The sequence below is a fragment of the Tenacibaculum sp. ZH5_bin.1 genome (assembly GCF_042865525.1).
Taxonomy (GTDB): domain Bacteria; phylum Bacteroidota; class Bacteroidia; order Flavobacteriales; family Flavobacteriaceae; genus Polaribacter; species Polaribacter mesophilus.
In genome coordinates this window covers 683488-698959 of record NZ_JBEGIO010000001.1, presented here as the reverse complement: position 1 = coordinate 698959, position 15472 = coordinate 683488, and the positions used below count along the sequence as shown (strand labels likewise).

The 15472-nt window shown below is 31.9% G+C and carries 13 protein-coding genes; 9 read left to right on the top strand and 4 right to left on the bottom strand.

Annotated elements, in window-relative coordinates; genetic code table 11:
* Position 1: 1 nt before the first annotated feature.
* Genes ABHQ57_RS03140 through ABHQ57_RS03125 form a run of 4 tightly spaced genes read right to left on the bottom strand, consistent with a single transcriptional unit; the run spans position 2 to position 3029 of the window.
* The gene (locus tag ABHQ57_RS03140) at positions 2–493 is read right to left on the bottom strand and encodes a DUF4296 domain-containing protein (protein ID WP_167712795.1); all 492 of its coding nucleotides are present in this window, start codon (positions 491–493) and stop codon (positions 2–4) included.
* Positions 494–1834: a dihydroorotase gene (locus ABHQ57_RS03135; RefSeq protein ID WP_167712793.1), complete on the bottom strand. Its 1341-nt coding sequence runs from the start codon at positions 1832–1834 to the stop codon at positions 494–496.
* A gap of 6 nt (positions 1835–1840) precedes the next feature.
* Positions 1841–2302 carry a GNAT family N-acetyltransferase gene (locus ABHQ57_RS03130; protein WP_159610994.1) on the bottom strand — a complete coding sequence of 154 codons (462 nt, stop codon included), beginning with the start codon at positions 2300–2302 and terminating at the stop codon, positions 1841–1843.
* 4 nt (positions 2303–2306) lie between these two features.
* A complete protein-coding gene (locus ABHQ57_RS03125; protein ID WP_073182240.1) occupies positions 2307–3029 on the bottom strand; it encodes a polyprenol monophosphomannose synthase in 723 nt (240 codons plus the stop codon).
* 78 nt (positions 3030–3107) lie between these two features.
* On the opposite strand from ABHQ57_RS03125, the gene ABHQ57_RS03120 reads away from it, so the two are divergent.
* From ABHQ57_RS03120 to ABHQ57_RS03080, 9 genes are all read left to right on the top strand, one after another.
* A complete protein-coding gene (locus tag ABHQ57_RS03120; protein ID WP_167712791.1) occupies positions 3108–3746 on the top strand; it encodes a DUF4271 domain-containing protein in 639 nt (212 codons plus the stop codon).
* 14 nt (positions 3747–3760) lie between these two features.
* The gene (locus ABHQ57_RS03115) at positions 3761–4507 is read left to right on the top strand and encodes a uroporphyrinogen-III synthase (protein ID WP_047787881.1); all 747 of its coding nucleotides are present in this window, start codon (positions 3761–3763) and stop codon (positions 4505–4507) included.
* Positions 4508–4618: 111 nt separating this feature from the next.
* Positions 4619–5320, top strand: coding sequence for a DUF2064 domain-containing protein (locus ABHQ57_RS03110; RefSeq protein WP_167712789.1), 702 nt, complete (start codon positions 4619–4621; stop codon positions 5318–5320).
* A 100-nt stretch (positions 5321–5420) separates the two neighbouring features.
* Positions 5421–8636: a SusC/RagA family TonB-linked outer membrane protein gene (locus ABHQ57_RS03105; RefSeq protein ID WP_167712787.1), complete on the top strand. Its 3216-nt coding sequence runs from the start codon at positions 5421–5423 to the stop codon at positions 8634–8636.
* An 11-nt stretch (positions 8637–8647) separates the two neighbouring features.
* Positions 8648–10072 carry a SusD/RagB family nutrient-binding outer membrane lipoprotein gene (locus ABHQ57_RS03100; protein WP_167712785.1) on the top strand — a complete coding sequence of 475 codons (1425 nt, stop codon included), beginning with the start codon at positions 8648–8650 and terminating at the stop codon, positions 10070–10072.
* A 38-nt stretch (positions 10073–10110) separates the two neighbouring features.
* Positions 10111–11460 (top strand): sodium:solute symporter, encoded by a 1350-nt coding sequence (locus tag ABHQ57_RS03095; RefSeq protein ID WP_159611001.1) that lies wholly within the window; start codon positions 10111–10113, stop codon positions 11458–11460.
* Positions 11436–12272: a metallophosphoesterase gene (locus ABHQ57_RS03090; RefSeq protein WP_159611003.1), complete on the top strand. Its 837-nt coding sequence runs from the start codon at positions 11436–11438 to the stop codon at positions 12270–12272. Before ABHQ57_RS03095 ends, ABHQ57_RS03090 begins: the two co-directional genes overlap by 25 nt.
* 34 nt (positions 12273–12306) lie before the next feature.
* Positions 12307–13191, top strand: coding sequence for a sterol desaturase family protein (locus ABHQ57_RS03085; protein ID WP_167712784.1), 885 nt, complete (start codon positions 12307–12309; stop codon positions 13189–13191).
* Positions 13192–13281: 90 nt separating this feature from the next.
* The gene (locus tag ABHQ57_RS03080) at positions 13282–15375 is read left to right on the top strand and encodes a S46 family peptidase (RefSeq protein WP_073182248.1); all 2094 of its coding nucleotides are present in this window, start codon (positions 13282–13284) and stop codon (positions 15373–15375) included.
* Positions 15376–15472 lie beyond the last annotated feature (97 nt).

The window sequence follows — 15472 nt, the reverse complement described above, 5'->3', positions numbered from 1 at the left end:
GTTACTTAATTTTCTTTAAGTCCTTTTTTTCAAACTCTCTATCTTCTCTTTTTATTAATTCTTTAGGAAGGTCATTCAATAATAGTTCTTTATCTAAAACTGTATCTCTTTTTAATTTTCCTTCCTTTTTAATTCCTTTTATTGAATCTTGAACCTCTTGCTTTTTTCTATATAAAACGTCTAATGAATCAATGTTCTTTTTTACTTTATTTAAAATTTCAGTATACTCATCAACCATAGAAGTGTAATATGTATTACTAGCATCAAAGCGAGTACTGTCAATTCTATACTTTTCGTATACCAAAAACATATAGTTTTTTTCTCTCTTTAAAAACTTATTTTTTTGATTTTTGGCAGAAGAAGCAATATACATATCGGTTAGTAACGAAATCATAGAATCTTTCGGAATTAAATTATCAGGCTTTTTATATATCGTATTACTTGTACACGACACCAAAAACAAACCAATACATATGTAAAAAAAAGACTTCATTTATCTGTTAAATAATAATCGTTTCCCTTTAATTTCTTCGTTAAAAACTCCCTCGTTATACATTAAGTTACCATTTACAAAAGTGTGTGTTATTTGATTTGAAAACTCAACACCTTCAAACGGAGACCATCCGCATTTATATAACACATTCTCTTTATCTACCGTCCATTTCTTATCTGCATCAACTAAAACCAAGTCAGCATAAAAACCTTCTTTTATAAATCCTCTTTTTTCAACTTTGAAGATTTTTGCGGGATTGTGGCTCATCTTTTCTACTGCTTTTTCTATTGACAGCACTCCTTCTTTCACCTTTTCTAGAATAGCTGGAACTGCATGCTGTACTAATGGACCTCCACTAGGTGCCTTTGTATACACATTATCCTTTTCTTCTAAGGTATGCGGTGCATGGTCGGTTGCAATGATATCAATCCTATCATCTAACAACGCCTTCCATAATCCATCTTTATCTTTTTGTGTTTTCACAGCAGGATTCCACTTAATGTGTGTTCCTTTTTTATCATAATCTGCATCGGTAAACCATAAGTGATGTACACAAACCTCTGCCGTAATTTGTTTTTCCTCTAACGGAATATCATTTCGAAATAAGTGCGTTTCTTTTTCTGTAGATAAGTGGAAAATATGTAAACGTGCTCCTGTTTTCTTTGCTAATTCAATTGCTTTTGAAGATGATAAATAACAAGCTTCTTCACTACGAATTAACGGATGGTATTTTACAGGAATATCATCACCATATTTTGCTTTGTACTCTTCTGTATTTTTCCTAATGGTTGCTTCATCTTCACAATGCACAGAAATTAACATCTTAGTTGATGAAAATATTTTTTCTAATACTTCTTCATTATCAACTAACATGTTTCCTGTTGAAGAGCCTAAGAATAGTTTAATTCCCGCAACGTCTTTTGGATTCGTTTTTAACAATTCTTCTAAGTTGTCATTAGTTCCACCAAACATAAATGAATAGTTAGCATACGATGTTTTACTTGCAATTTCAAACTTATCAGCTAATAATTCTTGAGTTGTTGCTTGAGGTACTGTATTTGGCATTTCAATAAAAGAAGTAATTCCTCCTGCAATTGCAGCCTTACTTTCTGTAGCTATATTTGCTTTGTGTGTTAAACCTGGCTCACGAAAATGTACTTGATCGTCAATCATACCAGGAATTAAAAACTTTCCTTCTGCATCTACCATTAATACATCACCTGTAGGAATTATGTTTTCTCCTATTTCCTTAATAAATTCTCCTTCTATTAAAACATCGCCTTTAAAAACCTTGTTTTCGTTAACGATTTGTGCGTTTTTAATTAAATATGATTGTTTCATTTTCTACTAAATTTCCATTTTCATGTTAATCAAACTTTTGTTAAAACCAAAGCGTTCGTACGCCTTTATTGCTGATAAATTGTCGTTGTAAACATCAAGTCTTAACTCTCGTATTTCTTTGCTTTTTGCCCAATTTTTTAACGAATTCAAAATTAAAGCACTTATTTTTTTACCTCTAAAATTAGGTTTTACATATATAAAACCAATATATCCATTATGTTCATTTTTACGATAACTTCTAGATTTTTCTATTCTGAGATAACCTGACCCCACAATTTCATCTCCAGATACTGCCACAATTAAATGTACATTGTCAGCAAAAATCATTTCTTTCAGATTATAGTAACTAATTTTTCCTTCCTTCAGTGATGAATCAAAAGGTCTTTCAGCTTCTATTACACCCTGTTCAAACCCTAACAAGATTTCTAAATCTTCTTTTTTTGCTTCTCTTGTCGTAATTGTGGTCATTCTCCTATTTCGGTAATCCGTTAATTCTCATTTTTATCACTCCAAAAACAGCTTCTTTGATTATGCCTTTACTTAATTTAGACTTTCCTAAGACTCTATCAGTAAAAATAACTGAGACTTCTTTGATATTGAATTTGTGCTTCCATGCCTTGTATTTCATTTCAATTTGAAAAGCATATCCTACAAATTTAACTTTATCTAACTTAATTGTCTCTAAAACTTTTCTTTTATAGCATACAAAACCAGCTGTCGTATCATGAATAGGCATTCTGGTTATTAACCGTACGTATTTTGATGCAAAATAAGACAATAACACTCTGCTCATTGGCCAATTAACAACATTTACCCCTACTGAATATCTTGAACCAATAGCTACATCTGCTCCATTATTAACACATTCATTGTATAATTTGATAAGATCTTTTGGATTATGTGAAAAATCAGCATCCATTTCTATAATATAATTGTATTTTTTAGAAATTGCCCATTTAAAACCATGAATATACGCAGTTCCCAATCCACTTTTCCCTTTTCTTTTTTCAATAAAAAGCTGATTAGGAAATTCTTTTTGTAACTTTTCTACAATTATTGCAGTTCCATCAGGGGAACTATCATCTACAACCAACACATGAAACACCTTTTCTTGACTAAAGGCTGCTCGAATAATAGCTTCAATGTTTTCTTTTTCATTATACGTAGGAATTATGATTAAAGCGTCTGACTTCATGTAATTTTCATATAAATCTGGGCAAAGATACATTTATTTATTACTAATTTTGTGTTAATTAAAAAAGTATAAAAACAATTGAAAGCAATAGAAAGAGTTGTATATAATGATAATTGGATTACTTTAGTTATCATACTAGCTATTGTATTATTGGCTATGATGAAGCTACTAAAACCTACTAAGTTATATGGATATACTATTGCTTTTGTAACTCCTGGTTTTTTTCATAAAAGAATGGAAGAAGGTGTTTCTTTTTTCACACCTTTTAAATTGTTACTGTTTTCTTTTTCTATAATTGTTATTTCTTTATTTTTATTTTTCACTTTAGTCTCAGAAATATATTCTCATAGTTTTCTAGCTTTTTTAGGACTCTTCTTGTTTGTTTCTGTATATTTTTCTGTTCGTTTTTTTTTAGATTATGCATTGGCAAATATTCTTGGTTTATCTAAAACCGTAAACTATTTTTTATATACAAAATCGGGTTATTTATATGTTCTTAGCATTTGGTTATTTCCCATTATCATACTGTATCAATACACTTTTACAAATAAACTTTTCTTAATTTATTCTTTCTGTATCTTGCTTGTTTTTAGGGTCTTTTTAATTTTAACAAATAATAAAAAACTTGTAATTAGTAAGTTGTTTTATTTTATTTTGTACTTTTGCACCCTTGAAATAGCACCGCTATTAATTCTTTATAAAACAACAACTACGTAATAAAGAGAAAGTTTATGAAAGTTAAAACTATTTTAGTCTCTCAACCAAAACCAAAAACAGAAACATCGCCATATTTTGACTTGGCAGAAAAGCAAAAGGTTAAGGTTGACTTTCGATCGTTTATTCATGTCGAGGGAATACCTGTAAAGGAAGTAAGAGCTCAAAAAGTTGATTTAAACAATTACACAGCCATTATACTTACCAGTAGAAATGCTGTTGATCATTTTTTTAGAATCGCTGAAGAAATGCGTTTTACTGTCCCTGATGATATGAAGTACTTCTGTCAATCTGAAGCTGTAGCCTATTATTTACAGAAATACGTTGTGTACCGTAAACGTAAAATTTATGTTGGTAATAGAACATTTCCTGAGTTAACTAAATTAATCAAGAAACATAAAGACGAGAAGTTTTTACTTCCTTCTTCTGATAAATTAAAATCTTTAATTCCTGAAGAATTAGATAAATTGGGAGTTAACTGGAAACGTGCGGATTTATATAGAACTGTAGTCAGTGACTTATCTGATTTAGAAAATGTTTTTTATGATATTTTGGTATTCTTTAGTCCATCAGGGATTGATAGTTTATTTGAAAACTTTCCTGATTTCAAACAAAACAATACTCGAATAGCTGTTTTTGGAAACACTACTATTAAAGCTGTTGAAGATAGAGGTTTACGTGTAGATATTGCTGCTCCGACACCAGAAACACCTTCAATGACTATGGCTTTAGAAAAATATATTAAAGAAGCTAATAAAAAATAAATAGCCTACTTGCTTTAAAAAGCTGCTAATTTAATTAGCGGCTTTTTTTTGTAATGCAAATATATTTCTTTCGACTTTTCCATTTTATTCTAATTAATGGAAAGTCCATAAATGTCAAAACAACCCAATATAGCTATTCTTATTTTTGCAAACTCTTCTAAAAGAGAGGCTGAAAATAAGTTTTTAGAAAAAGGGGAACAGTTATTTGACTATTTAAATAAAAAGATTGTTTTTGAAGCTTCAAAAACAAACACTCAAATATGTATTTGTAATGAAACTCACCAAATAGGAGCTACTTTTGGTCAGCGTTTTACAAACGCTATAGAAAACACTTTTGCCAAAGGGTTTCATAACATAATTGTTGTAGGAAATGACAGTCCAAATTTAAACGCTTCCCACTTACAAAAGGCTATTGACCATCTTCAAAACGACCTTCCTGTTTTAGGTCCTTCAATAGATGGAGGCATTTATTTACTCGCCATTAATCAAAAACATTTTAACAAGAAAAGTTTTGCAACACTTCCTTGGAAAACTCCCGATTTATTTAGTACGCTAAAAAAAATACTTGAAAAAAACGAACATTCTGTATCACAACTCGCATACTTAAAAGATATTGATTCAGAAAACGATTTAATCTATTTTTTAAATCGTTATTCAACGAACAGTTTCCTAAAATATCTAATTAATAAGATACTTCTCTTATTGAGAAAAAGTTTTTACAACACCTCATACACATACAGATATCAATACACCTCAGTACTTTACAACAAAGGTTCTCCTACAACTTCACAAAGAACTTCCATTTTTTCTTAAGTACAACAATATCATAACAATCATTCATTTAGTAGTAAAATGCTTCGCTTTTTATTTACTCTTTGATGATTCTCAATATGAAACAAAATTTATAAAATACATGAAACAAATCTTACTGGGGTTGTTATTATGCCTAACCACCTTTGCGAATGCTCAATATACAATTAGAGGAAAAGTAACCTCAAAAAACAATGGAACTCCCATTCCTTTTGTTAACGTAACTATCAAAAACACCACGAAAGGAACGGTTACAGATAATAGTGGCAATTACTCTTTAAAAATAAAGAGCAAAAACGATATACTAATTTTTTCTTCTATAGGCTATAAAACAGCAGAAATTAAAGTTGGGAATCAAAAGAGTATATCTATTTATTTACAAGAAGAAAATACAGGGTTAGACGAAATAATTATTACTGCTTTAAATAAAAAAAGAGAGTCTAAAGAGCTAGGATATGCTATTCAAAGCATCCAACAGAAAGATATTTCAGAAGTTAAATCGGTAAATTTTTTAGATAATTTATCAGGAAAATTAGCGGGTGTTAACATTACCAGTGGTGGGGCTACTGGCGTTGGCTCATCTTCAAAAATCGTTATACGAGGCGAACAATCTTTCACCAATAACAATCCACTTTTTATTGTAGACGGTACCCCCATAAACAATAATACTATTTTTAATAATACTAATGAGGCAGCTGCAGGTTTTCAAGAAGCTGATTTTGGTAACGGTGCTATGGAAGTGAACACCGATGATATTGCCTCTGTTTCTGTATTAAAAGGAGCTAGTGCTGCTGCTTTATATGGTACTAGAGCTTCTAATGGAGTTATTATCATCAACACAAAAAAAGGAAGCAATGCTTTTCAAATGAGTGTTAATTCTTCTTTATTTATTGACACAGCTTTCCAACTTCCTCAGTTTCAAAACGAATACGGACAAGGAAATTCTGGACGTTTTGAATTTGTTAATGGGTTAGGTGGAGGAACTAACGACAATATTTCCTACAGTTGGGGACCAAGATTAAACCAAGGTACTTTAATTCCTCAATTTGACAGTCCAGTATCTCTACCCGATGGCACTACCGTTAGAGGAGGTGATACTGCTTTGTACAATGGACTTCCTATCACCCCCACTCCATTTATAGCACACCCTAACAACTTAATAAATTTTTATAAAACAGGTATTACAGCGATTAATAACATTGCCATAGCATCGGGATTTAACAAAGGGAATTATCGTTTGTCATTGACCGATGTTAACAGTGAATCAATTATACCAGGTGTTAATTTACATCGTAAAACAATTGCTACTAATTTGCAATTCATCCCTTCAAAAAACACTACCATTACTTCGCATGTTAATTACGTAAATAGCAATAGTGATAACAGACCTTCTAATGGATACGGATCTGAAAACGTGAATTATTCATTAGTAGCTTGGGGGCCTCGATCGTTAAACATTAACAGTTTAAAAAATTATTGGCAACCAGGATTGGAGGGTAAACAACAATATTCGTTCAACTATACTTTTTTTGACAACCCATATTTCATATTACACGAAAATAGAAATGAATTTAACAGAGACCGTGTTTTTGGTAATATTTCAGCAAAACAACAAATTACCAACAACCTAAACCTAACACTAAGAACAGGAATGGATTACTCTAGTGAAAACAGGCGTTTTTTAAGAAACTTTAGTTCCAATCGGTTTAGGAATGGTGCATATGCTGAACACAAAGTAACCTATAGAGAAATTAACACCGATTTTTTAATTAATTATACCCCTAAAGTTAATAATATTACTCTTGACATTTCCTTAGGAGGAAATCGTCTTGATCAAAAAGCTAGTACACAACAAACACAAACTACACAATTAGCACAACCCGGTATTTTTAGCTTTAACAACGCTGCTTCTCCCATTGAAACTTTTAATTTTTTATCAGAAAAAAGAATCAACAGTTTATATGGCTTAATAAAATTAGGGTATAAAAGTATTTTCTTTTTAGACATTACAGGTAGAAATGATTGGTCTAGCGCGCTTGCTACTCCAATTACCACCACTAATACTTCTTTCTTTTATCCTTCGGTTTCTACCAGCGTCATTTTAAGCAAATTATTTCCCCTTCCTACAACGGTTTCATTTGCTAAAATTCGTGCGAGCATTGCTCAGGTTGGTAACGACACCAATCCATATCAAACCTCAAGAACTTTTATACCCACAACAAATGTACATTCACAACCAGCATTTACAAGTCAAAATTTTATTGCCAATCCTAACTTACGCCCAGAAAAAACAACTTCTTTTGAAATAGGGGCTGATTTTCGTTTTTTTAATGATCGCTTAACTTTTGATATTACTTATTACAACGCACTTACCAAAGATCAAATTTTATCACTTCCAATTCCTATTTCATCAGGTTTTAAACAACAAGTAGTTAATGGCGGAAAAGTACGTTCTGAAGGGGTAGAGCTTGTTATAAATGCCACTCCTTTTAAAACCAATAACTTCAAATGGAATACTACTGTGAACTTTAGTAAAAATGTTGCCACCATTGAATCGTTACCTCAAAACAGTGGACGAATTACATTGGCGTATTCAAGAGTATACAACAATCCAGATCAAACAGTTTGGTTTCAAGTAGAAGAAGGCGGACGCATTGGTGATTTTTACGGAACTGGTTACTTAAAAAATGAAAAAGGTGATTTTGTCTTAACATCAGAAGGAAATTTTATTGCAGACCCTACACTTAAAAAACTAGGAAATTACAATCCTGACTTTACAATGGGACTCAACAATAGTTTTTCGTACAAAAACTGGAATTTAAACTTCCTTTTTGATTGGCGACAAGGGGGAGAATTAGTTTCAAGAACCTTAGCTTTAGCAGGAGTTGCTGGTCAGTTAAAAGAAACAACTTACCGACCAACATCGGGTATTATTCCACAAGGGATTGTAAATACTGGCACTCCAGAAAACCCAATATACACCCCAAATACAACTGCAATAACTCCCGAAAGTTATTACAGACAATTTTACGACAGAAATCATGAAGAAAACAATGTCTATGACGCCTCTTATTTAAAGTTACGACAATTTGCCTTCAGTTATACCTTCAATTTAAAAAACAATGCCTTTGGTTTCGTTAAAAATGGAGCTGATGTAACTCTTTCTTTTATAGGTAAAAATGTATTTGCAATTAGTAACATTCCTCATTTTGATCCAGAGCAACTAGCAGTGCAGGGAAATAGAATTGTTAGTGGTGTAGAAGATATGTCGTATGCTACCACCAAAAGCTTCGGATTTAAACTAGGTGTAAACTTCTAAAAAACAATATCATGAAAAATTACATATCTCTCTTCCTATTAGCACTTATAACAAGTTGTACTAGTGATTTTGAAAAAATAAATACAAATCCCAACTTTCCTGTTGATGTAGAACCCAGTTTATTATTTCGTAAAGTTATTTACAATTATGGAGAGGCAATGTCGTATGAAGGTTTTGTTGCAGGTAATTTATTAAGTCAGCAACTTACTGCTTTAGATTTTAATTTATTTGATCGTCATGCTTTAAAATCACCACAATTAGGTGGGAATCCATGGCCTGTATTTTACACTAATCTAAGAGACAATGAAATTATCCTAAACAAAGCCAAAAATAATCCAACATTTAAAGTGTATGAAGGCCCTGCTTTAATTTTTAAGGCATATATGGCTATGACTTTGACAGATCTTTTTGGAGATGTTCCCTATAGTGATGCTTTTAATGGAGATAACAAAACTGTTACTCCCAAATACGACACACAAGAAGCTATTTACTTAGCAGATGGAGGTATTTTAGATAGTTTAAAAAAGGGAATAATAGCAATTAAAAATTACACGGGTAATTTACCGCTAACAGGCGATGTTTTATACAACGGAAATCTAGATAGCTGGATTTTATTTGCCAACTCATTACGAATAAAAGCACTCATCCGTATTTCATCAAAACAAGATACAAGAAAAGAACTTCAAGAAATTGTAACCGATGGCAACTACATTGCCAACAATGCTCAAAATGCTGTTTTTAATTTTACAGACGGAGAGCCTAATAACTTTAGAATGGCGCGTTTACGAGTAGGAGATTTTAACAACTTTGTAATGTCTAAAACTATTGAAGAAATTTTAAAAGAGCTAAATGACCCTAGAATTCAAACTTTTTTTAGACCTTCCAGTACTCCTCCCAACAATTACAACGGGTTAATTAACGGAATAGATGCTTCAAAAACCACTATTTCATTGGGAAATTATTCATTAGCTGGCTTCATTTTTAGAGAACATTCCGGAAATTTGCAAGCCAATTATATGACCGCTTGGGAAACTAATTTTTTATTAGCAGAAGCAGCTCATAAAGGTCTTATTACCCACGATGCCAAATTACTATACGAATTAGCTACCGAACAAGCCTTTAGTTACTGGAACACCAACATACCTAATGATTACCTTACAACAACTGCTAGTTTTGACGACGCAAAAGCCCTTGAGCAAATTATTACACAAAAATGGATTGCTAATATTATTAACGGCTATGAAGGGTGGATAGAATATCGTAGAACTGGGTTTCCTAATCTGAACCCTATTTCAGCAAGTTTAAATAACAATTTAATTCCTGTAAGAATGCCCTATCCTGCAGAAGAAGCCTCTTTAAATAAGATAAATTACGAATTAGCTGCTCAAGCTACTAATGGTAATAGTATTAATTTTGGTGTTTGGTGGAATAACTAAAGTAAGAAATTAAAATTTTCTCAGAACATGTACAACCAATGAAAGAAATAATATACATTTGGCAATGGGGTTTGCTACTTAGTACCAGCTTAGTATTTTTAATATTAGCACCTTTTGCCCAAACCAATCAAACTTTCTTTAAAGCTACACACAATAAAAAAGCACCTAATACATTATTACTCACAGGTAGCTTAGTCATCTCTTGGATTTTTGCTAAAAGTATTACCAATGCCGCTAATTTAGGCTTACAGTTTGGACTTGTAGGAGGGGTTGCGTATGCACTGTATTACCTTTCGTTTGCCGTTGCTGGAATAATTATATATCAACTACGTACCAAAGGAGGTTTTAAAAGCATTCATGACTTTTTAGGTATTCGATTTGGTAATACCGCTATTCTTGTATTTTCAATTTTAATTCTCATTAGACTATTTAACGAAGTTTGGTCAAACACCATGGTTATTGGTTCTTATTTTGGAGCTGTAGGTAGCTCTTCATACTACACTTCTATTGTGGTTTTTACACTTTTAACCTTGACTTACGCTTTAAAAGGAGGTTTGAGTAGTAGTATTTTTACCGATGCAATTCAAATGTTATTTTTCTCTGTACTTTTGGCAATTATTCTTTGGAATATTTACTCTACTAAAGGTATAAATTACGAAACCGTTTCAAATTCTGGTAAGTGGACGATGGCTTTAGGAGGGAACTTAGCTATCGCTGCTTTTTTACAATCGTTTAGCTATCCTTTTCACGACCCAGTGTTAACCGATCGTGGTTTTATAAGTAATCCGAAAACAACCCTAAAAAGCTTTCTTTGGGCTACTGTTATTGGGTTTTTATGTATTGTTTTATTTAGTTTTGTAGGTATCTTTGGAAAAATCAATGGCCTTAATGGTCAAGCAGCTGTTGCTTTTAGTAAAACCTTAGGTGTTGGAATGTTATTAGTTGTTAATTTTATTATGATTACCTCAGCTGCATCTACCTTAGATTCTACATTTTCATCAACAGCTAAGCTTTTTGCTATTGATTTAAACATTAACCCCTCTGTTTCATTTGGTAGAATAATAATGCTACTCATTGCTATTATAGGAACTCTTCCTGTGTTCTTAAACGCTTCAATTTTATCAGCAACCACTATTAGCGGTACTATGGTTATTGGACTAGCTCCAGTTTTTATATTATGGAAGTTAAAACCTCCTAAAATTAGTTACTACTTATCTGTAGGCACTGGTATTATCATTGGATTTTTATTAGTTTTTGATGCCTTTCCTTCTTTGTTAATTTTTACTTCTGGCAAGTATGCCAATTTACTTTGGAGCAATGTTTGGGGAAGTATTCTTTGTTTTACTCTTTATTTAATTCCGTTATGGATACAAAAACAACATACATAAATACCGTTAAAGGAAAAGTACTTTTGTTTGGGGGTATTTACAGTAATCTACAAGCTTTAGAAGCTTTAATTAAAGTCGCTGAAAAGGAAAATATAGCACCTGAAAACTGTTTTTGCACAGGTGATATTGTTGGCTATTGTGCACAACCAGAAGAAACAGTACAAACCTTTATAAACTGGGGAGCACATAGTATTATTGGAAATGTAGAACAACAGTTACGAAATAGAGAGGTTAATTGTGGTTGTGATTTTACAGAAGGTTCTCGTTGTGATGTTTTTTCAAAAGCGTGGTATCCTTTTGCTCAAAACCAACTTTCGGAAGCTTCAATTAATTGGATGCAAACCCTACCCAATTATATCTCTTTTACTTATGCAAATAAAAAGATTTTCATGGTACATGGTTCATACCATTATATTTCTGAATTTATTTTTAAATCTACTCCATGGAAAAATAAAATTTCATCATTCAATGAAACTAATTGCGATGTAATTGTTGCTGGACATTCCGGACTTCCTTTTACAGATGAAAAAGACTCGCTTCTTTGGTTAAACCCGGGAGTTATTGGCATGCCTGCTAACAATGCAAAACCACATGTTTGGTATGCCATTTTAAATGACACTAATGGTTTTTCATACTCTTTTCATACTCTTTCTTATAATTATAAAAAAGCAAATACATTAATGACTGAACAACAGCTACCTCCTGCTTATGCACAAACATTACTTACAGGTTTTTGGGACAATATGGAAATTTTGCCCCAAGAAGAACGACTATGGAAAGGACGAGATTTATTTAAAATTATAAATCATTAATTCATTATTTTTATTGCTGAAATTTATAGCTCCTATGGAAAGATACCTAGAAATCGTAAAAAACTCCTACACTGGTTATTGGAACTACTTAAAACAATCTGTTTTGTTTGAAATTCAATGGGAAAATTATTTTTATGGTTTAATTATAATTTCTCTTATTGTTTGGGGATTAGAAATTATCTTTCCTTGGCGCAAAAACCAACCTTTATTTCGTAAAGATTTTTGGCTAGATACTTTTTACATGTTTTTCAATTTCTTTTTACTAAACCTCATCGTTCTTATTGCCTTATCAAATACAGCAGAGCAGTTTTTTAATGATATTTTAGGTTTGGTTGGATTATCGGTTGCTAATTTTCAATTATTCGACATCAACACATTTCCTTATTGGGCGAGACTCTTAGTATTTTTTATTAGTATTGATTTTGTACAGTGGTTCACTCATACATTATTACATCGATATGAATTTTTATGGAACTTTCATAAAGTGCACCATTCCGTAAAACAAATGGGGTTTGCTGCCCACTTACGTTACCATTGGATGGAACCCGTAGTATATAACTCTATGAAGTATATTCCGCTTGCTATTATGGGCGGATTTACAGCACAAGACGTTGCTATTGTTCATTTTTTCAACATTACTATTGGTCATCTTAATCATGCCAATATTAACTGGGATTACGGTTGGTTAAAATATATTCTGAACAATCCAAAAATGCATATTTGGCATCATGCAAAAGAGCTTCCTGAAGGCAGAAAAATGGGAGTAAACTTTGGAATTACGCTAAGCATATGGGATTACATTTTTAAAACTGACTACATTCCTTACAATGGGCGTGATATTGAATTAGGTTTTGACGGGGATGAAAAATTCCCTAAAGACTTTATTCACCAAGAAATATATCCAATAGGAAAAAAATAACATTTTAAGTCTTTTTTAACCTATTACTTAATACTTTCAATTAGCTGTTTTGCTGCCAATTTGTATCTTTAGCTTTTTAAAAATAAACAGATGAAGTATATAAAAATTCTATTCTTATTTATTGTCGTTCAAGTTACTGCACAGCAAGGAGGTATGTGGATTCCTTCTCTTTTAGAAGGAATGAATGAACAAGAAATGACCTCTTTAGGAAGTAAACTTACCGCTAAAGACATTTATGATGTAAATAACTCAAGTTTAAAAGATGCTATTGGGCATTTTAACGGAGGTTGTACTAGCGAAGTGATTTCTCCTGAAGGATTAATTTTAACCAATCACCACTGTGGTTTTGGGCAAATTCAATCACACTCTTCTTTAGAAAATGATTACCTAAAAGATGGTTTTTGGGCGATGAATAAAAAAGAAGAATTACCTAATAAAGGGCTATATGTTGAATTTATTGTTCGTATTGATGATGTAACTACCAAAGCATTGAATGGGGTTACTGATACTATGACTGAACGTGAAAAACAATCGACTATTGATAAAAACATCAACGAAATTCAAAAAACAGTACAAAAAGAAACATGGCAAGGTGTTAAAATAAAGCCATTTTACAAAGGCAATCAATATTTCTTATTTGTTACAGAAAAATTTGAAGACGTTCGTTTAGTAGGTGCACCACCAAGTAGTATTGGAAAATTTGGTAGTGATACCGATAACTGGGTTTTCCCTCGTCATACAGGAGATTTTTCATTATTCAGAATTTATGCTGATAAAAACAATCGTCCTGCTAAATACAGCAAAGACAACGTTCCTTACAAACCAAAGCACTTTTTACCAGTTTCTTTAGATGGAATTGAAGAAGGTGATTTTACTATGGTTTTTGGTTTCCCAGGTCGTACTAATGAATATTTACCCGCTGTTGCTATTAAACATATTACACAAGAGTTTAATCCGAGTAACATTGCTATTCGTGAAGCTGCATTAAAAGAAATTGATGCACAAATGAAAGCTAGTGATGCTGTTCGTATTAAATATGCTTCAAAACAAGCACGTATTGCAAATGCTTGGAAAAAATGGATTGGTGAAAACCTAGGAATTAAAAAGAGTAATGCTATCGCAGAGCGTCAAGCTTTTGAAGCTACTTTCAAAAAAGCATTAAAAGAAAAAGGATTAGAAAAAACCTACGGAAATATTCTTCCTGAGTTTGAAAAATTATATATAGACTTTGCTGATATTAATATTAAAAGAAGAAACTTTATTGAAGTTTTCTTAGTTACCAACGAGTTGATGCAAATGACTTTTAGAGCGTATCAGTTAGAACAAGTAGCTTTAAATAAACCTAAAAAGTTTGAAGAAGCTAGAACTTCTTTGGTAAATCGAATTAAAGGAATTCATAAAAACTTTGATGTAAATGTTGATAAAGGAGTGTTTAAAAATGTAATGCCTTTATACAATCCTACTAATGTAGATGCTTCTATTTATGACAAAACAAATTTTACTGATTTAAATAAAGCTTTACAATTATTAGAAGGAGACGCTAAAAAGGTGGTAAAAAACTTAAACAAAGATGCTGCTTACCAATATGCTAAGCCTATGATTGAAGAGTTTTACACAAAAATAAATCCTGAGTTTCAACAGAAAAACCAGCCAATTACAGCGTTACAAAAAACATACATGAAAGCATTAATGGAAGCATTACCAAATACACGCTATTTTCCTGATGCTAACAGCACTTTACGTGTTACTTACGGTCAAGTTCGTGGATACTCTCCTAGAGATGCTGTATACTACAATCCTGTAAGTTATTTAGATGGTGTTATTGAAAAATACGTTCCTGGTGATTATGAATTTGATGTACCTCAAAAGTTACGCGATTTATACGACGCTAAAGATTTTGGACAATACACTGATAAAAACGGAAAAGTTCCTGTTTGTTTCTTAGGAACCAATCATACCACAGGTGGTAACTCTGGTAGTCCTGCTATTGATGCACACGGAAACTTAATTGGATTAAACTTCGACCGTGTATGGGAAGGAACGATGAGTGATATGAATTACGACCCTGAAATTTGTAGAAATATTATGGTTGATGTTCGCTATGTATTATTTATTGTAGATAAATATGCAGGAGCAAAACACTTAATTGAAGAAATGAAGTTAGTACACCCAAAGAAAAAATAAAACGTTTTTCTACATAAGAATAGCTTAAAAAGCGAGGTTTGTATTTCACAACCTCGTTTTTTTTTATGCAAATAAACAACTCATTCGAGATTAAACT